Origin of the sequence: Streptomyces sp. NPDC047453 (assembly GCF_040643155.1) — a bacterium.
Taxonomy (GTDB): Bacteria; Actinomycetota; Actinomycetes; order Streptomycetales; family Streptomycetaceae; genus Streptomyces.
This window is the reverse complement of record NZ_JBEYTS010000105.1, coordinates 1-17,674: the sequence shown is the minus strand read 5'-3', so window position 1 is coordinate 17,674 and position 17,674 is coordinate 1. Positions and strand designations below refer to the sequence as shown.

11 protein-coding genes and 5 pseudogenes are annotated in these 17,674 nt (G+C 68.5%); 8 read left to right on the top strand and 8 right to left on the bottom strand.

Going from position 1 to position 17,674, the window contains the following annotated elements:
• Positions 1–782 (bottom strand): IS5 family transposase (locus ABZ818_RS39520; protein WP_361426192.1); only part of this gene is annotated, 782 nt, incomplete at its 3' end.
• 666 nt (positions 783–1,448) lie between these two features.
• On the opposite strand from ABZ818_RS39520, the gene ABZ818_RS39515 reads away from it, so the two are divergent.
• Positions 1,449–2,381 carry a CPBP family intramembrane glutamic endopeptidase gene (locus ABZ818_RS39515; RefSeq protein ID WP_361426189.1) on the top strand — a complete coding sequence of 311 codons (933 nt, stop codon included), beginning with the start codon at positions 1,449–1,451 and terminating at the stop codon, positions 2,379–2,381.
• A gap of 420 nt (positions 2,382–2,801) precedes the next feature.
• On the opposite strand, the pseudogene ABZ818_RS39510 reads toward ABZ818_RS39515, so the two are convergent.
• Together ABZ818_RS39510 and ABZ818_RS39505 are read right to left on the bottom strand one after the other, a co-directional pair.
• A pseudogene (locus ABZ818_RS39510) lies at positions 2,802–3,014 on the bottom strand (conjugal transfer protein TraA); the annotation flags it as partial.
• 143 nt (positions 3,015–3,157) lie between these two features.
• A pseudogene (locus tag ABZ818_RS39505) lies at positions 3,158–3,325 on the bottom strand (aminoglycoside phosphotransferase family protein); the annotation flags it as partial.
• Between ABZ818_RS39505 and ABZ818_RS39500 the strand changes: the two are divergent.
• From ABZ818_RS39500 to ABZ818_RS39480, 5 genes and pseudogenes are all read left to right on the top strand, one after another.
• Positions 3,326–3,508 (top strand): annotated as a pseudogene (locus tag ABZ818_RS39500) (hypothetical protein); the annotation flags it as partial. It abuts the pseudogene before it with no gap.
• A gap of 840 nt (positions 3,509–4,348) precedes the next feature.
• Positions 4,349–6,163, top strand: coding sequence for a group II intron reverse transcriptase/maturase (gene ltrA, locus ABZ818_RS39495; RefSeq protein WP_361426186.1), 1,815 nt, complete (start codon positions 4,349–4,351; stop codon positions 6,161–6,163).
• A gap of 77 nt (positions 6,164–6,240) precedes the next feature.
• A pseudogene (locus ABZ818_RS39490) lies at positions 6,241–7,636 on the top strand (IS1380 family transposase).
• 71 nt (positions 7,637–7,707) lie between these two features.
• Entirely contained in the window at positions 7,708–8,418 is a 711-nt protein-coding gene (locus tag ABZ818_RS39485) for a hypothetical protein (protein ID WP_361426184.1), read from the top strand.
• A gap of 287 nt (positions 8,419–8,705) precedes the next feature.
• A complete protein-coding gene (locus ABZ818_RS39480) occupies positions 8,706–9,152 on the top strand; it encodes a nuclear transport factor 2 family protein (protein ID WP_361426181.1) in 447 nt (148 codons plus the stop codon).
• 431 nt (positions 9,153–9,583) lie between these two features.
• On the opposite strand, the gene ABZ818_RS39475 is transcribed toward ABZ818_RS39480, so the two are convergent.
• The 5 genes and pseudogenes from ABZ818_RS39475 to ABZ818_RS39455 all read right to left on the bottom strand — a co-directional run bounded on the left by ABZ818_RS39475 (position 9,584) and on the right by ABZ818_RS39455 (position 14,076).
• Complete coding sequence (locus ABZ818_RS39475) at positions 9,584–9,727, bottom strand: hypothetical protein (protein WP_361426178.1); 144 nt, start codon at positions 9,725–9,727, stop codon at positions 9,584–9,586.
• A gap of 684 nt (positions 9,728–10,411) precedes the next feature.
• Entirely contained in the window at positions 10,412–10,579 is a 168-nt protein-coding gene (locus ABZ818_RS39470; protein WP_361426175.1) for a hypothetical protein, read from the bottom strand.
• Between the two features lie 179 nt (positions 10,580–10,758).
• Positions 10,759–11,986, bottom strand: a pseudogene (locus ABZ818_RS39465) (IS110 family transposase); the annotation flags it as partial.
• Between the two features lie 234 nt (positions 11,987–12,220).
• The gene (locus ABZ818_RS39460) at positions 12,221–12,856 is read right to left on the bottom strand and encodes a response regulator transcription factor (RefSeq protein WP_361426172.1); all 636 of its coding nucleotides are present in this window, start codon (positions 12,854–12,856) and stop codon (positions 12,221–12,223) included.
• Positions 12,844–14,076: a sensor histidine kinase gene (locus ABZ818_RS39455; RefSeq protein ID WP_361426169.1), complete on the bottom strand. Its 1,233-nt coding sequence runs from the start codon at positions 14,074–14,076 to the stop codon at positions 12,844–12,846. Before ABZ818_RS39455 ends, ABZ818_RS39460 begins: the two co-directional genes overlap by 13 nt.
• A 179-nt stretch (positions 14,077–14,255) precedes the next feature.
• Between ABZ818_RS39455 and ABZ818_RS39450 the strand changes: the two genes are divergently transcribed.
• Both ABZ818_RS39450 and ABZ818_RS39445 read left to right on the top strand, forming a co-directional pair.
• Positions 14,256–14,981 (top strand): ABC transporter ATP-binding protein, encoded by a 726-nt coding sequence (locus ABZ818_RS39450; RefSeq protein WP_361426166.1) that lies wholly within the window; start codon positions 14,256–14,258, stop codon positions 14,979–14,981.
• Positions 14,978–17,395 carry an ABC transporter permease gene (locus ABZ818_RS39445; protein WP_361426163.1) on the top strand — a complete coding sequence of 806 codons (2,418 nt, stop codon included), beginning with the start codon at positions 14,978–14,980 and terminating at the stop codon, positions 17,393–17,395. The genes ABZ818_RS39450 and ABZ818_RS39445 overlap by 4 nt, the downstream gene beginning before the upstream one ends.
• The last annotated feature ends 279 nt before the right edge of the window (positions 17,396–17,674 follow it).

The following is a 17,674-nucleotide window of genomic DNA, read 5'->3' as shown; positions in this document are numbered from 1 at the left end:
CCGCCTGGCTGGTACAGCCGCCGCATCTGGACCGAGACCGCCGAGACAACAGAGCAACAGACTCCATGAGTGCACTGTGCTTGACAGATCTCGACCACCCAGCGGCGCGGGATCACCGAGAAGCCCTTGACCTGCGAATTCCAGGGGACAACGTCAACGTCTATGCCCAGGGCGGCACCGTGTTCGATCGCCTGTTTCTTGTAGCCGGTGTCGACCCAGGCCTTGTTGATCGTGGGGTGGTCGGCGGCGATGCGGGTGAGGAGCTGCTTGCCGGCGTCGTTGTCGGAGATGCTGGCGGCGGTCACCATGACCAGCAGTAACAAGCCGAGGGTGTCCACGACGATGCTGCGCTTGCGGCCGACGATCTTTTTGCCGGCATCGGTGCCCTGGGTGTCGACTGGCGCGCTGGGGGCGGTCTTGACGATCTGGGCGTCGATGACGCACGCGGTGGGCTCGGCGGCGCGTCCTTCCTGTTCACGGACGAGTTTGTGGAGGTGGACGCCAAGCTTCTCGATCGTGCCGTCGGCGGTCCAGGCGCTGAAGTACCCGAAGACCGTGGTGTGCGGCGGGAAGTCGTGGGGCGGGTAGCGCCAGGGGACCCCGGTCCGGTTGAGGAAGAGGATGGCGTTCATGACTTCCCGCAGGTCGGCGACCTTGCCGCCGAGATTGAGCGAGGTCTTCTGCCGCTCGGCCCGCCATGCGGTCAAGATCGGCTCCATCAACGCCCATCGGGCATCGGACAGATCGCTGGGATAGGGCAGGCGAGGCGGCTGTGGAGTCATACGGACACTGATGCACGTGCCCCGCGGGGCCGCCATCGCTCGAACGGGCGAGGGAAAACAGCACTCAGTTGGTCATCTTCGAACCGGACAGGAGCTATCGACCGGATTCTGGATGAAGAGGAGTCCGAAGCTCCACCAAGCCGCATAATCCGCGTAAATGACCTACACAGTGGCAAGTTCGCCAAGCATCTAACTATCCCATATCTACGCATTCGCGATGCGAACGTCCTCTCAGAAGTACGTGCCGTTCCAGATGCTGAGCCGTTTGGAGTCCGCGGCTGCGCCGTGACGGATTCGGTCACAGTCACTGTCGGAGTCGCGGGGCGTGCCGTCGGCGAGTTCACGAGGAATGGCAGCCCGAAGAACCCGAGCACCAGCCCCAAGGCAGCGGTGATCGCGGAGACCCACGCGGTCAAGTCCCGGCTCCGCCCGCTTGGTGTCGGGGGCGGCATCGGCGTCGGTGCGGGGGCGGTGTCGGAGGGCTGGGTGGCGACGGGTGCCACCCGTCCCTTACGGGCTCGGCCGGTCCTGATGAGCCTCGAAGTCAACCGCTGACCGTCTTCGATGGGTGGAGAGGTCTCCCAGCAGGAAGGGGAGTCAGCTCCACTGTCGATATGCGTTCTAGCTGGATTCCTCGCTGCTGCGCCGATCCGTAGGTTTCACGTCATGACGCTTTCAACCAAACACGTACCACTTGTCAACCGGCGACGTGGTCTGTTCATCTTCCTCGGTGTCGCTTACCTCGGCATGTGGGCGGCCATGTCACCGCTCCTGGCCAGCGGTTACCAGCGCGGTGACGCACGTGAGGAGACCGGTGCACTGCAGGAGGTGTGCATCTCGGCCGCGATGTTGGCACCTGCCCTCGCCGCAATTCTCGTCGTCCGCTGGGTCGAGCGCAGCGGTCGGGTGCGGGACACGCTCGCCCTGCGCTGGTCGAAGCCCTGGGGGCGTACTGCACGGGCGTGCCTGTTGGCTTTCATCGTCCCCGCCGGCCTCACCACGGCTGCTCTTGTCATCAGCACCTTCGCCGGCCGCTACCAGTTCGGTGGAGTGCACTGGAACGGGCTCGGCTCGTGGGCGACCTCAGCAGTGCTGGGCATGCTGGTGTCGCTTCCGCTGTTCTTCGGCGAGGAACTGGGCTGGCAGGGCTATCTTTTTCCGCGCCTCGCACAAGGTGGTGACCGTCGGAGCCTGATACGGGCGTACGCAATCACCGGCGTGGCCTTCGCCCTGTGGCACCTGCCCACGCTGCTGATGGGCGGCCAGTACCCGGGGCGGCCCTGGTATGTGTCGGTGCCCGCCATGGTGGTGAGTTGCCTCCTCATCCTGCCAGTCTTCACATGGCTGCGTCTGCGCTCCGGCTCGGTCGTACCCGCCGTCATCGGCCATGCGTTCGTGAGCTCGGTGAGTGTCGCCATGGTCACGGAGTTCGCGGATTCCAAGTCAACACTGGACCCCCTGCACATGAGCATGGTCGGATGGCCCGGCTGGATCGCCACAGGCGCGCTCGTCGCCTTCCTGGCGCTGACCGGCCGACTCCAGCCATCCTTCTACAGGGACCGCGCCGCCCCTCACCCCGCATCGAGCCACAAACTGTAAGTGCGTGTTGTGCGGGGCCGGCCACGGGGCGAGCCTCCAAGGTCTGGGCAAGGCGGGGCGGGACGAGAGTCCACGGCGAGGTGTTCATCCACATTGCGTGAACCCGTTGACGTACGCCCCACGCACCGCACGCGTCCAGGGGCGGAGCCACGCAGACGGGCACCGGCGTTCTCGACCGGCTGCCGTCCCAGGGACTCATCGGGCTCGGGCTCCTGGTCCGCGTCGAGCGCGGGGGGCCATCCTGGCGTGGGCCGCGTCGGCGCAGGCGAGTGCGTCCTCGGGATCGGGGCAGTTCTTCCGGGTGCTCACGCGGCTCCTCCTGTGCTCCGGCCCGGTGCGTGTGCTGGGTGCCGGGCTGCTGAGCGTGCGGCGGCGGGGGCGGGCCCGCTCGTACGGTCCGCGGGCCGGTTGCGAATCAGCGGGGCACAGCACGGCCTGGTTCGCAGTGTCGCGCGAGGACTTGGCGCGCAGGTCGGCGGTCATCATCCGGCGGCCGACCGGGCGGGTGCAGTCGTCGACGACCGCTTGCACGATCTGTTCGTCCAGGCCGAGCTGGTGGGGTCGGCCGCGCAGGCCGTAGGCGAGGTGGTGGCGGACTTTGGCGAGCAGGTGGTGGCGCTTGAACGCGGGGCGTGCGGCCGGTCCGCGGGTAGTGGTCGGCCGAGACTTCGGGACTTGAGGATGTTCTGTCTCGTTGTCGATGCCGTCTCGGTCCATGCGAGGCATCAGATCATACGTGTCGCTCATTTCCGGGCCTCCGCTACCGGCTCCCAGTGTCAGCTCGGCGCGTCCATCAGGGCGGTGACGTAGGCATCCAGCCGTTCCTCCACTGCTCGCGTCGTCAGCTCCGTCCTCCCGGCGTCCCGCCATGGCCGGGACACCGACCGCACTTCTTCCGAGGCGGCCAGCGCGTCCCGCACCCGCCAGTACAGCCGCTCGCTCGCGGTCGCGGGTCGCTGACCTGCCAGGAGATGGCCGCCTTGTTCGGTATGGAGGTGGTACCGGCGCGGGTGGAGGCACTGCAGTCGAAGGCGAAACGCCTGGTCGCCCGCGGCTGGCTGGCCGAACCGGCGCCGGGTCGCTTCACGCTCACCCGCGACGCGGCCGGCCCAGGCGGCGGGTCATGAGCAGGATCATCGACCAGTAGACCATCGCCTCCGCACTGGTGGTGCGCCGCTCATAGTCGCGGACTAGCCTCACCGTTTCGCTTGGGGCGGCGGCTGTTGAGGCGGGAATGCGAAAGTGCCTTCCTGACCTGGGACGATGAACCTTGCTGAGGGGTTCTGTCGGTCCAGGCGGAGGGCACTTTCTACGTGCAGGTGCGACACGAGGTCGCGTGTGTTGAGCGGGTGCTCTTGGAGAGGGGGTCGGCGATGGCGCCGATGACAGGGTAGCCCCGGGTCCGTGTCCGATGGCCCGTCCCCACCCGGACGTGCGTCGCTGGTAACGGCGGGGTGCGGAGCTCCGGGGAGAAGCCCAAGTGCCGCCGTTCCACCTGGGGGCAACAGGCAAGGGGAAGACCGGGCGGGCGAACACCCGTGAACCCTCGATGACGTCTCGTGAAGAAAAGCCCTGCCGGTGGGATGCAGCAGCAGGGTGCAGGGCGGGCCGCTGAGACGCGGCAGGCGCCGGGCGGATCTGCATGCCGTCCGGGAGGACACCGCCGCCCCGGGATATAGAGGGCGCCCAATCCGGTCGCGTCTCGCGCGCGCGGAACGTGGAAACCCCGACGGAGGCCGTCGCCCGGACAGGGCCGGCGGTGGGCCGACCGTGAGGAAGGCTGATGTCTCCGGCAGGACAGGACGGCTCAAGAAGCGAAGGCCGGCAGGCCGAAAGGCCAGAGGAAACCGGGACAGCACGAGCGGCAGCCTCTCCGCCGCAGTCCCGGCCAACTCGCCGGATACCGGACCGGTGTCCGGGTCCGAAAGGACGCTGACGTGAGCCGGGTGAGCCTGTGAGGAGGGATGATGACGACAGCGGCAGTACCGAAGGACAAGTTGGACGCCACGGCTGCGGCCGGGGTGAACGGACCGGAGGGCGACTTCTTCGCGGACTGGGACAGTATCGACTGGGACCAGGCGGAGGAGAACGTACGCCGCCTGCGCCAGCGCATCTTCACGGCATCGAGGGACGGTGACCTGGCGAAGGTCAGGAACCTGCAGAAACTGATGCTTCGGAGCCTGAGTAACACGCTGGTCAGCGTGCGCCGGGTGACGGAAGTCAACGCCGGACGGAAGACGGCGGGGATCGACGGTCAGGTCGTTCTGACCGCCCCGGGCAAGGCAGAGCTGGCGCGCTTCATCCAGCAGCGCGGCGGCATCTGGCAGGCCCGTCCGGTCCGGCGGGTGTTCATCCCCAAGACGGGGGGACGCAAACGGCGCCCGCTCGGCATTCCCGTGATCGTCGACCGGGCCCACCAGGCCCGGGTGTCGGCGGCACTGGAACCCGAGTGGGAGGCCCGGTTCGAGGCGAGGTCGTATGGCTTCCGTCCGGGCCGGGGCTGCCACGACGCGATCGGGGTCATCTACAACACACTCAACGGCAAGAACCCGCAGCGCGTGTGGATCCTGGACGCGGACCTGGCAGCGGCGTTCGACCGCATCGACCACGACCGGCTTCTGGCCCAGCTCGGCACCTTCCCCGCCCGGGGCATGGTCCGACAGTGGTTAAAGGCCGGGGTGGTCGAGCGCGGCCGGTTCACTGCGACCGAGGAGGGAACTCCTCAAGGCGGAGTGATCAGCCCCGTGCTACTGAACGTTGCCTTGCACGGGATGGAGGCGGCCGCGGGCGTGCGGTACTACCCTCCGGGCCGACGGGCCGGAGAGATCATGCCGGACGCCCCTGTTCTGGTCAGATACGCCGACGACCTGGTGGCGATGTGCCACAGCCGCGCAGCGGCTGAGCAGGTCAAGGCACGGCTCGCCGAGTGGCTCGCGCCGAGGGGGCTGGTCTTCAACGAGGACAAGACACGCATCGTCCACGCGGAGACTGGCTTTGACTTCCTCGGTTTCAACGTGCGCCGCTACCGAAGCGGCAAGCTGCTGATCAAGCCGAGTAAGGCGGCCGTCAGGCGGATACGAGCCAGGCTGCGTGAGGAGATCCGGGCCCTGCGGGGCGCGGAAACCCTCGCGGTGCTGCGGGCGGTCAATCCGATCGTCCGCGGATGGGCGGCCTACTACCGGACGGTGGTGTCCAAGGAGGTCTTCGCCTCGCTGGACAACTACCTGTGGCAGCTCACCTACCGGTGGGCCCTGCACAGGCATCCGAAGAAGTCGAGACACTGGATCACCAACCGGTACTTCGACCGATTCAACCCCGCCCGGCAGGACAGATGGGTGTTCGGCCACCGTGACAACGGCGCCTACCTCGTCAAGTTCGCCTGGACGAAAATCGTCCGGCATCAGCTGGTCAAGAGCACCTCGTCCCCGGACGATCCGGCCCTGACCGACTACTGGGCCGACCGGCGACGCAGAAGCGCTCCGCCGCCGCTGGACCGAGCCACGATGCGTCTGCTCCAGACGCAGAAGGGCCGCTGCCAGCTCTGCCGGCTCTGCGGGCAACTGCTGCTGCACGCCGACCGACCCCCGCAGTCCCCGACCGGGTGGGAGCAATGGCTCCGCACGACCCGGAAGGCGATCAAGACACGACACATCGCCTATCAGAGAGCGAAGACACCGGACGGAGTTCAACTCCGCCTCGCCCACGCCACGTGCCTACGACGGCCGAACACGTCGAACAACGGCACAACACTGCACTCCCAAGAGCCTTCAGGGCTTGCTTGAGCCGTATGCGCGGATGACGCGCACGTACGGTTCTGAGGGGGCGGGGACGCAGCAATGCGTCCCCGCTACCCGACGGTATCGGGTTGCGTCCCAAGGTCCATGTCAGCGCCGATGGTTCGGGAGTGGTCGGGCATGCCGGGGCACGGTTGCTGGCGGATCTTGCTGATGCCACGGGGCTGACCGCCGCGTACTCCACCGCTCTCCGGCCGCTTCGGCCGCGCGGACCCGACATGATCCGGGACGGATCGCCACCGACCTGGCGGTGATGCTCGCCAACGGCGGCGAGGCCATCGCGGACCTGGCCGTGCTGCGGGACCAGGCCGAAGTGTTCGGCTCGGTCGCCTCGACACCAACGGCTGGCGGCTGCTCGCCGACACCGACGAGAAGACACTGACTGCTCTGCGCTCGGCCCGTGCCCAAGCCCGGGAAATCGCCTGGCTGCAGGCCGCCGAGCACGGCAAGGACATCCCGGCAGCCCGGGCCGCGGGACGCCAGCTGCACGGTCTGGTCCTAGACCTCGACGCCACGCTGGTCGCCTGCCACTCCGAGAAAGAGCAGGCCGCACCCACCTACAAGGGCGGCTTCGGGTTCCACCCGCTGCTGTGCTTCCTCGCCAACACCGGCGAGGCACTGTCCGGCCTGCTGCGCCCCGGCAACGCCGGTGCCAATACCGCGAGCGATCACATCACGGTGCTCGACCAGGCACTCGCGCAGATCCCCGACGCGAACCGGCACGGCACCGACATCCTCGTCCGCACCGACAGCGCCGGATCCGCGAAAGCCTTCCTCGCCCACATCCGTGACCTGCGCAAACGAGGAATCCGAACCTTCTTCTCAGTCGGATTCGCCATCACAGAGCCGATCCGCCGCGCTGTCCGGGCCATGCCCGACCACCTCTGGCATCCCGCCCTGGACCAGGACGGAACACTGCGTGACGGCGCCGAAGGCGCCGAGCTGACCGGCATGGCCGACCTGGACGGATACCCGGCCGGCACCCGCATCATCGTCCGCCGCGAGCGGCCGCACCCCGGAGCACAACTGTCCCTGTTCGACCAGGACGAGGGCCTGCGCCACCAGGCATTCCTCACCGACACCCCCTACTCCGGTGGCGGCTCCGCCCAGTTCCTCGAAGTCCGCCACCGCGGGCATGCATGCGTCGAGGACCACATCCGGTGCGGCAAGACCACCGGCTTCGGCCGCTTCCCCTCCCGCCACTTCGATGTCAATGCCGTCTGGCTCGAGCTCAGCCTCACGGCGATCGATCTGCTGGCCTGGATGCGCGTCCTGCTGCTGGACGGCGAACTCGCGGCTGCCGAACCGAAGAAGCTCCGCTACCGACTGCTGCACGTCGCTGCCCGCCTCACCCGCGGCGGCCGGCGTCTGCGCTTGCGGATATCGGCGACCTGGCCCTGGAGGCATGAACTCGCCATGGCTTTCCACCGCCTCGCCGCACTGCCCCGTCCCGCCGGCTGACCGGCGAACCCCTGACCACCCACGACCCGAAAGACCTTGGAGAACCCGACCACCGCGCCGGGACCTCCGCCATGCCCAAGCAGCGATACCACCCCGCCCACCCGACAGCAGACGAACAGCGGCGACTCATCACCCCAAGCGAAACGGCGAGGCTAGCCGTCCGATTGCTGCTCAAGGACACCGGCGCCAGGGCCGATGGCCGGATGAACTGGCCGGCCGGCGCGATGCTCGCCGCCACCCTCGTGCTGCTCCTGCTACCGCTGAGCCTCGGACAGCAGTGGGGCTGGGGATCACCCAGGACGCTGGGATCGTTCGCCGGAGCGCTCGTAGCAGGTGTGGTGTGGGTGGCGATCGAGACCCGTTCGCGGTACTCGTTGATCGACATGCGGGTCTTCCGGCTGCGCCCGGTATGGACCGCGAACCTCGCCTCCTTCCTGTTCGGCGTGACGCTGTATTCCGCGTTCGGATTCATCCCCGCGTTCCTGCAGACGCCCGCCGGCACCGGCTACGGGCTCGGCGAGTCGATTACCGCCTCCGGGCTGCTGTTCCTGCCGGTCACCGCCACCCAGTTCCTCAGCGGCCTGGCAGCCGACGCGCTCGCCAAGAGGATGCCGACCAAGGCCGTGCTGGTGATCGGCTCTGTGCCGATCGTGATCAGCTTCCTGCTGCTGGCCCTGCTGCACTCCAGCGCGTGGCTCGTCGCCCTCGACACTGCCGTCGGCGGCCTGGGCTTCGGCATCGGCCTCTCGGCCCTGTCCGCCGTCGTCGTGCACGGCGGCTAGGCGACGGCGTTCCTCCTGCTGGCCGTGGCCGCCGCCGGACTCGTCGTCTCCCTGCTCATCACAACCAAGCACCACGGCACCGCCGAACCCCAGACCGAAGCCGACGCCGAACGCGAACTCGGCCTTGAACTCGGCCTCGATTCCGAGCTCGAGTTTGAGCTCGAGCACGCCGCCCGGCCTCAGCCGCAGCACGCAGCCATCACCACCCCGGCCGCATATCAGCCGCTGACCCCCGTACCCACCCGATACCGCCGGCGCAGGCCGGAACCGGAGAAAGAGGAAGAGACATGTACAACCAGACCACGCACTCGGACATCGGCCAGATCCGAGAGCTGCGCGCCCGCTACGCCAGGTACGCCGACACCAAGCAGTGGGAGAAGTTCGGCACGATCTTTACCGAGGACGCCGTCCTGCGCTTCTTCAACGCCGACGGCACCTTGGCGAACGAGGTGACGGCGGGCGATTTCGCCGAGACCATCGGCGGCCGCGTGGGTCCCGGCCAGCCCGTCCACCACTTCTTCACGCACGAGATCGAGTTCACCTCCGACACCACCGCGACCGGCGTGTGGGCCATGGAGGACCTGATCTTCTACGACCGCGCCGCGTACCCCGACGCCCCGTTCACCACGATGCACGGTTTCGGCCACTACCACGACACATACCGCAAGATGGACGGGGCGTGGCGCATCTCGGGCGCCGACCTCACCCGGCTGCGCGTCGACATCGTGGACTGAAGAACAGCACGTCCACGGTGTCGACGCGGCTCGGCATACATGATCCCGAAGGGGGAGCTGTGCAGCAGGCTTTCGGCCGCGCGGTTCTGCACCCACTCCTGCGCCTTTATCGAAGGTCCACACGTTGTCCTTGGTCAGTTGTCGCCATGCGTGCAGGCCGAAGTAGAACCAGAGGATGTCAGTGGCTTGGCCCACGTCCAGTAGGGGCTGAAGCCCGTGCAGTCTCTCGAGCCGTTCGGCGATCTGCTGCAGCACGCCGCGGTAGTGCTGGATCGCTTGGCGTGGCGCCTCGGCGATCTCGGAACGGTAACGCTGGCCGAGACCAGCTCGGTTGCCAGCGTCGGCTTGCCCCCTCCACTGCCAGTAGCCGATCACCACGCATCGCTGGCCACCACGCCTCACCCACACCCAACGACGAACCGGGCAAAGAGTCACATTCTGCCCTCTGAGTACCAGAACCACTCGCCGTCGGTATGCAGCTCCAACGCGTCGATGAGCTCCCTGCCGCCGCTCAGCACATCGTGGACCCGTGTACCGGTGGCTGCGAGCGCCGATCCCGAACGGAGGTAGCGCACGAGTTTCTCCTCGTCCGGGGAAGCTTGGTCACGGACGGATTCACGGAGTGCAGGCCCAAACAGGGATGCCTTCCAGTGGCCCCCGCCCTTCACCGGTGCGGCGCAGCTCGTCGCTCTTGCGTGCAAGGTCCAGTGCGTCTGGGTTCACGGTGACGACGGCATTGAGGCGGGGTTGAGGCGATGGATCCGGTCCAGGTATGCCTGGGTCAGTTCTTTGGACGTCAGCCGCTTTCCCCTCATGTCCTCCTGAAGTTCCAGGATCGTGGCGCGGTCCAGCCGCTCGTCCAATCGTCCGTCGCACTTCCCGTCGTTCTTCGGAGCGTACGGGGCTGCTCCGCCAGTCGAAGTGGCGGAGGCGGTCGGTCGCGGACCGTCGTCCGGTGTGCAGGCCGCCAGGGGAACGAGTAGGCAGGCTGCCGATACGGCGATCATCGTGTGCTGTCGCGTGGTTCGAGTGAGTGAGCGCATCAGCTGCTTCTCCATAGAGGCGAGGGACGAAAGGCCCTGTGTGGGTACAAAAGAGCCTATGAACAGCGCCTTTTCGGAACGACAGTGATGGCTCCCCGTTCGGAAGTGGTGCGGACTACCCCTCCTGAGGTGGTGTCCGTTTTCCGCGTCACGCATGAGGAGGGGGGGCCGGCTCGCTGCCGGACCCCCCTCCTCAGGTGCTCTCGCCGCTACGGGTCACTTCTTGCCGCTGGTCAGCCACACTCCCAGCGCCGATCCGACGAAGACGACGCCGGTACCGACTCCGGCCAGGACCCTCGTGGTGCCGGTGTAGTGGGCGAAGGTGCTGACGTAGACCGCCGCCACCGTGGAGACGAGGAGCAGCAGCCAGAGCACGGGCTTCATTAGGGGTTCCTCCTGTTGTGCGCCCCCGGCGGCCCGATGGGCGGCAGGGGTGGGATCTCTTATGCCGTCCACCTTCTCCCTCCGTCCCCGGTCGGCACATCGGACCGTTCCCCCGAACCGGAGGTGTAGCCCGCTACACCCGTGCGGGATGCAGGTCAGACACCCCATGTCGTTCGGTGTCAAGCCGCGTGGGGGTAGGCGTGGTGTGACCAGGCGGTTGCTTCGTCGTAGAGGGTTCGGGTCTTGAGGCATCCGTGGACGATGCCGACGAGGCGGTTGCCGAGCTGGCGCAGGGCCGGGTTGTAGCCGCCCTCGCGGGCGCGTTGTTTGTCGTAGTAGCGGCGGGCGCCCGGTGAGGCTCGCAGGGATGAGAACGCCTGGGTCTGCAGCGCGTCGGCGAGCCGGTTGTTGCGGACGTAGCGGGCCTGGACGGTGTGGCTCTTGCCGGAGGCCTGGGTGATGGGGCTGGTCCCGGCGTAGTTCTTGCGGGCCTTCGCGGATGCGTAGCGGGTGGGGTCGTCTCCGAACTCGGCGAGCGCCCGGGCGCCGGTGATCTCCGCGATGCCGGGCATCGAGAGGTAGATCTCAGCGTCCGGGTGCGCTCGAAAATGGGGCCTTCACCTGCTCCTCCATCGCGGCTATCTGCTCGTTCAGCGCGATGATCAGGTGGGCATGGGCGGTGGCGGTGGCTGCATAGGCGACGGTGACCGGTTCGGGCAGGCCGAGCTGCTTCTCGCGCAGCGCGGTCTGGATCGTGGCCCCCTTGGCGTCCCGGTTGCGGCGGCGGTGACGGGCCAGGACCGCGGTGATCTGGGTGCGGGTCAGTTTCGCCCCGGCCGCGGGGGTGGGCGCCTTGACCAGCAAGTTCAAGGGCGTCCAGCTGGTCAGTTCCAGGTCGGCGGAGGCGCTCAGGGCAGCGGGGAAGTACTCGCGCAGCGTGCTGCGCAGCCTCTGGAAGGTGCGGGTACGTTCCCATATCAGGGTCTGGTGCGCGCGGGCGACGACCTTGACGGCCTGCGCCTGGGCGCTGTCCCCGGCCACGGGACGCAGCTGGACCCGGTCGATGCGGACCATGTCGGCCAGTGCGTGGGCGTCGCCCTTGTCGCTCTTGGCGCCGGAAGAGGCATACCTCTCCTTGAACCGGGCGACCTGCCGGGGATTGATCGCATAGACCTGGTAGCCGGAAGCGATCAGGGCCTGCACCCACGAGCCGCGGTCGGTCTCGATCCCGACCACGACCTCGGCGGCATCAAGGTCCCTGCCGCCGTGCTTCGCGACAAGCTCGTGCAGCTTCGCGATCCGCTCCACGCCCTCGGGCAGCCTCGCGGCGGCCAGCTTCCGGCCTGCTCCGTCCTGGACCTCGACGTCATGGCGGTCTTCGGCCCAGTCATCGCCGACAGCAGCAACTCGTCCTCCCGGTCAGGTACTTCACTCCATGCAGCCTGCGGAAGGCGCGGCACGCGGCCTAATGGATCCAGTGCTCACGCCCCACTCGGCGGGCACGCCACCCCATCAACGGTCTGGCCTTCCGGCCGACCAGCAGGGGCACGGTCTGACCTCAGAAGTCGACTGCTTCCGGCGTCGATAGTGCTCACCTGCTGGCGGCTATGGCGCCGAGTCTCCCCGACCCGGCAGGTCCCATTAGGCGTTCAGGTAGGCAAGCACCGCGAGGACCCGGCGGTGACCGCTGTCGCTCGGCGGCAGGTTCAGCTTGGCAAGGATGCTGCCGATGTGCTTGCTGACGGAACGTTCGGTGATGAACAGGGTCGTGGCGATCGTGGGATTGTCCAGGCCCTGTGCCATCAGCCCGAGAACCTCCCGTTCGCGGGGGGACAGCGTGTCGAGCGGGTCCCGGCGGCTCATCAGCTGGGAGACGACCTCGGGGTCCAGCGCCGTTCCGCCCGCAGCAACGCGCTCCAGCGCGTCCTGGAATTCCTCGATATGTCCCACACGGTCCTTGAGCAGGTAGCCGATCCCGGAGGCGCCCTGTCCGAGCAGTTCGGCGGCGTAGCTCTCCTCGACGTACTGGGAGAGCACCAGGAGCGGCAGGCCGGGAATGATTTTCCGGGCCTCGATGGCGGCTCGCAGCCCCTCGTCGCGGAATCCGGGCGGCAGCCGGACGTCCAGGACGGCCACGTCCGGCCGGTGTTCGAGCAGGGTGGGGACAATCTCGGGCCCGCTTCCCACGACGGCCACGATCTCGTGCCCGACGTCCTCCAGGAGCAGAATCAGGCCTTCGCGGAGAAGGACGTTGTCCTCCGCGATCACGATCCGCACGGCAGTAGCACCTCAATTGTCGTTCCAGAACCGACAGGGCTGTCGATTCTCGTTGTACCGTCCAGGGCGGCGACCCGTCGGCGTACCCCGGCGAGTCCGCTGCCAGAGGCGGAGCCGGGTGCGGCCCCGCCGCACCCGTCGTCCCGCACGACGACGCGCAGCGTGGGACCGTCGTACCGGAGCGACACCTGGGCATGGCTCGCGTTGCTGTGCCGGGCGATGTTGGTCAGCGCCTCGGCGACCACGAAGTAGGCGGCTGCCTCGACGGCGGCCGGGGGGCGGTGGTCGGTCTCGGGCAGATCCAGGGTGGTGGGGATCGGCCGGCCTGCAGCCAGGGAGCGGATGGCTCCGTTCAGTCCCCGGTCGGAAAGGATCGGCGGGTGGATACCGCGGATGACGGTGCGCAGCTGGACAAGTGCTTCGTCCACGGTGGTCCTGGCCTCGAGCACCATTCTCCTGGAACTCTGCGGGTCCTTGTCGAACCGGCGCTCGGCCAGGGCCAGTCGCATGGCCACCGCCACCAGTTGCGCCTGGGTGCCGTCGTGGAGGTCGCGTTCGATCCGTCGGAGTTCCGCCTCGTGTGCCTGGAGGGCTCCCGCGCGCGAGGCGGTCAGTTCCTCGATCCGCCGGCCGGCGCCGGTCCACGCACCGAGCATGATCTCTGCGATCCACGTCTCCAGCTTCACCGCGGCGGGGGCCAGCCAGAAGAAGAGGGCGGCGAGGAGCCAGGCACACACCGCGGACAGGACGATCGCCTGCATCCAGGTGGTGATGGGGGCCGCGAGGAGGGTGAGGGTTCCGCCGGGAACGGTCCACCACCACAGCGGGATGGAGATCGTCAGCAGCAGACTGAGCAGCACTCCCAGGACGAGGACGGGAAGGACGAGCCCCACAACGCCGTGAACCAGCATCCACGCCGTGTCCTTGCGGGTACCCGGGAACCGCAGCAGTTGGAACGTCCGCTGGTAGGCGTTGCCTTCGGGCGTCGGGTAGGGCCGGCGCACGGGGCGGCCGAGAATGCGTTCGGCCCGTCGGCGTTCGGCATCGGTCAAGGCGCGCAACGGCCGCACCGCCCACGGCAGGACCGGGGCGAAGATCAGCGAGAAGCAGACGAGCGGCAACAGAACGTAACCGGCCAGCGAAGGCAGAGCGGTGGTGACCCCACCCAGCAGATACCTCGCGGATCGTAGGCTGCGGAGTGCCCTTGCCTTCAGGTCCATGGAGCAAGACGGTACGTCATGAGTGTTCCCCTGTCATAAGTGCGCGCTCCACCTGGCAGGTGGAGCACGCTACACCCCCGGTTCGGGGGAGAGACCGCTGCCGTCTGCTCGGCTTGCGCGATTACGTTCGGTACCCGTTCTGACCGATCGAGGGAACCGAAGGACCCACCATGCAACCGATGACGACGACCCGGGCCACGCCGTTCGCCGTGTCCCTGGAGGAGGTCTCCCAGTCCTATGGCAAGGTGACCGCGCTGGACCGGGTCAGCTGGGGGTTCCGCAAGGGCAGTCTCACCGCGATCATGGGCCCGTCCGGATCGGGCAAGAGCACCTTCCTGCACTGCGCCTCCGGCCTCGACCGGCCCAGCAGCGGAACGGTACGGCTCGGTGATCTGGACATGGGCGGGCTCCGTGAGACGGAGTTGACCCGGCTGCGCCGTGAACGGATCGGGTTCGTCTTCCAGGGCTACAACCTCATGCCCTCGATGGATGTCGAGCGCAACATCATCCTCCCGCTGTCCCTCGGCGGCCGCCAGGTGGACAGGAGTTGGCTGGACGAAGTCGTCCACCGGGTTGGGATGGCCGACCACCTGGACCGGCTGCCAGCACGTTTGTCCGGCGGCCAGCAGCAGCGTGTGGCGGTCGCCCGAGCGCTCGTCACCCGCCCGGAGATCGTCTTCGCCGACGAGCCGACGGCCGCGCTCGATCCGAGGTCGGCCGAGCACGTCCTGAAACTGCTGCGCTACGCGGTCGACGAGATGGGACAGACGGTCGTGCTGGTCACCCACGACCCGGTGGCCGCGGCCTGGGCCGACAGCGTCGTCTTCCTGAGCGAGGGCAGGATCGTCGACGAGCTCACGACTCCCTCCGCCGCAACCGTCCTGGCCCACTGGGGCACGCTGTGAGGCGTGGGATCGCCGCCGGAGTGGCGGCGGCGCTGTTGTGCGCGGCTGCGTTGACGGGCGCGTTCGGGGTCCTGCTGGAGTCCGCACTACGGGCGCACGGATCGGCCGACCGCTACGAGCGCGCCGTGGCCGTCGTCGCCGCGAGCCAGCGCGTCGAGGTCGTCAAGGACGACCAGACTGATGTCAGGCCGCTGGTGGAACGGGCCCGGGTACCGGTATCGGTGGCGGACCGGGTACGCACAGTACCGGGAGTCACCAAGGTGGTCGCGGACGTCTCTCTGCCGGTGGTCACCGCCGACGGGGCCGTGCGGACCGGCCGCGGCTGGGACGCGACCGCGCTCACCGCTGTCGAATTGCGCGCCGGCCGGGCTCCGCGGGCGGAACGCGAAGTCGCGGTGGACTCCGGCAGCGGCAGGGCCGTCGGCGACACCATCCGTCTGCAGGCCGGCGGCAGGGCGCCGGAACCCTACCGAGTCAGCGGTCTGGTGGCCGGCCGGTCCGCCGCAGGCCACGATGTCTGGTTCAGCCAGCGCACGGCACAGGTTCTCAGCGGCCGCCCCGAGCGCGCGGACGCGCTGGTCGTGCTCGGCACGAAGGAGACGTCCGTCCAGTCGCTGCGGGCAGCCGCCCCCGGTCTTATCGTCGCGACCGGCGCGGGCCGCGGCGACGTCGAGAACCCGGAGGTGGCGGCGGCACGACTCGACCTGATCGGCGTGTGTGCGTCGATCGGCGGTGTCGCCCTCCTCGTGGTGCTGCTGATCGTGACTGGCCTTCTGGACGTGTCCGTACGGGACCGGACCCGCGAGCTCGCTGTCCTGCGCGCCATCGGTGCCACTCCCCGGCAGGTCCGCCGCGTCATTGTCCGCGAGACACTCAAGGTCGCGGTACCGGCGTCGCTCCTGGGCGGTCTGCTGTCGCTGGGGCTCGGCACTCTGCTGCACCGCTTCATGGCCGAGCAGGGCGTCCTGCCCCAGGGGCTGGGGCTCGTTCTGGGACCGTTGCCTGTCGTCGGTGCCCTGGCGCTCACGGTGCTCACCGCAGTCGGTTCCGCCTGGCTCGCGGCACGACGCATCTCCGGGATCCGGCCGGCCAAGGCCGTAAGCGAGACCTCCACCGAACCGACCCGGCTACCGCGCTGGCGCATGGTCACCGGCCTGGTATTCCTGGTCGTCGGTCTCAGTTCGGCCGCCACCGCGTTCGCGTTCGGCGGGCAGGTGGCGACCGCGGCCATGGGCGGACTCGTACTCTCCCTCATCTGGGCCGCAGCTCTGCTGGGCCCCTGGATAGCCCGAGCGGGAATCGTTGTCCTCGGCCCGATCATGCGTCTGCTGTTCCCGGTCCCAGGGCGGCTTGCCACCGACACGGCCACCGCCGCGGCCGTGCGACTCGCGTCGGTGATCACGCCGATCGCGCTCGCGCTCTCCTTCGGCGCCAGCCAGCTGTTCGTGCAGACCACCGCGGTCAACGCCACCCGGACGCAGGCGGCTGCGGGTTTGCACGCGGACCAGGTGCTCGTCTCGAACGGGCCGGGCGTGCCCCGGGCCATGTACCGGGCGGTGGAAAGGACGGCCGGACCGGGGACCGTGACCGCGGTGAAACGCACCACCGTGGTGATGTCGGTCGCGGCCCAGCTCCAGTCCCTGCCCACCCAAGGCGTGAAGGGCGCACTGTCCGATCTGGACCCGGGCGTGAAGGCGGGCCTGCTGAAGGGGCTGCGCGGCAAGAACACGGTCGCGCTCAGTTCGAACGTGGCCAGCGCGGCCAAGGTCGGTTCGACCGTGTCTCTCTGGCTTGGGGACGGCACCGTGATCCGCCCCGAGGTGGTGGCCGTCTACGACCGGGGCCAGGGCTTCGGGGATGTCCTGCTGCCTCACGATGTGGTCGCCGCCCACGTCACCGACGCGGGCCACGACGACTACCTCCTGGTGAAGGGAGAAGCCGACCTGCGACCGGTGCTCGACCGCTTCCCCGGGACCCATGCCACGTCCGCCGGACAGTACAGTGCGGCTCTCACCGAGAAAGCCCGCCAGGAGGGCCTGCCCGGGCTGTTCGCCGTCGCGGCGATCTCCCTGTTCACCCTGATCGGCGTGGTGACCACACTGGCCGTCGCCACCGCGTCCCGCCGTCGTGAACTGGCTCTGCTCCGGCTCATCGGCGCGACCCGCGGCCAGGTTCTGGCCATGCTGCGGCTGGAGACCTGCCTCGTCCTCAGTACGGGGGCCGCCGTCGGCTCCCTGGTCGCGGCGGTGACGCTGCTGACCTTCGGCGGCGCGGTGACTGGTCTGTCCGCGCTGTCGGTGTCGCCCTCGGTCTGCGCGGCCGTACTCGGCACGGTGTTCCTGTCGGGCACGGCGGCCGTCATGCTGCCCGCCCGTCGGCTGCTGCGCCGCCGAAGGTCTCCTCGAATCACGTAGCGGAACCAGGTCCCGCCTCTCCCATGCTCCCCGTCCTCGGGCGGGGGCACGGGCGGAGGGCCGTTCCTTCTTGCGCCGCGGCCATCACAGGACCAGGCCGAGCCACCGGCAGGCCCGTCGCACCACGCCCACCTCTCCCTGACCCACTGATGTTGTTCCCCTACCGACAGGAGTTGTTCCATGTACGCACGTGTATCGCCGAGGTTTCGTCCCACTCTTTCGCGAGGTGGCGGGCGTAAGGCCTTGCTGGCCGTGACCGTGCTCACTGGAGCCGTCATG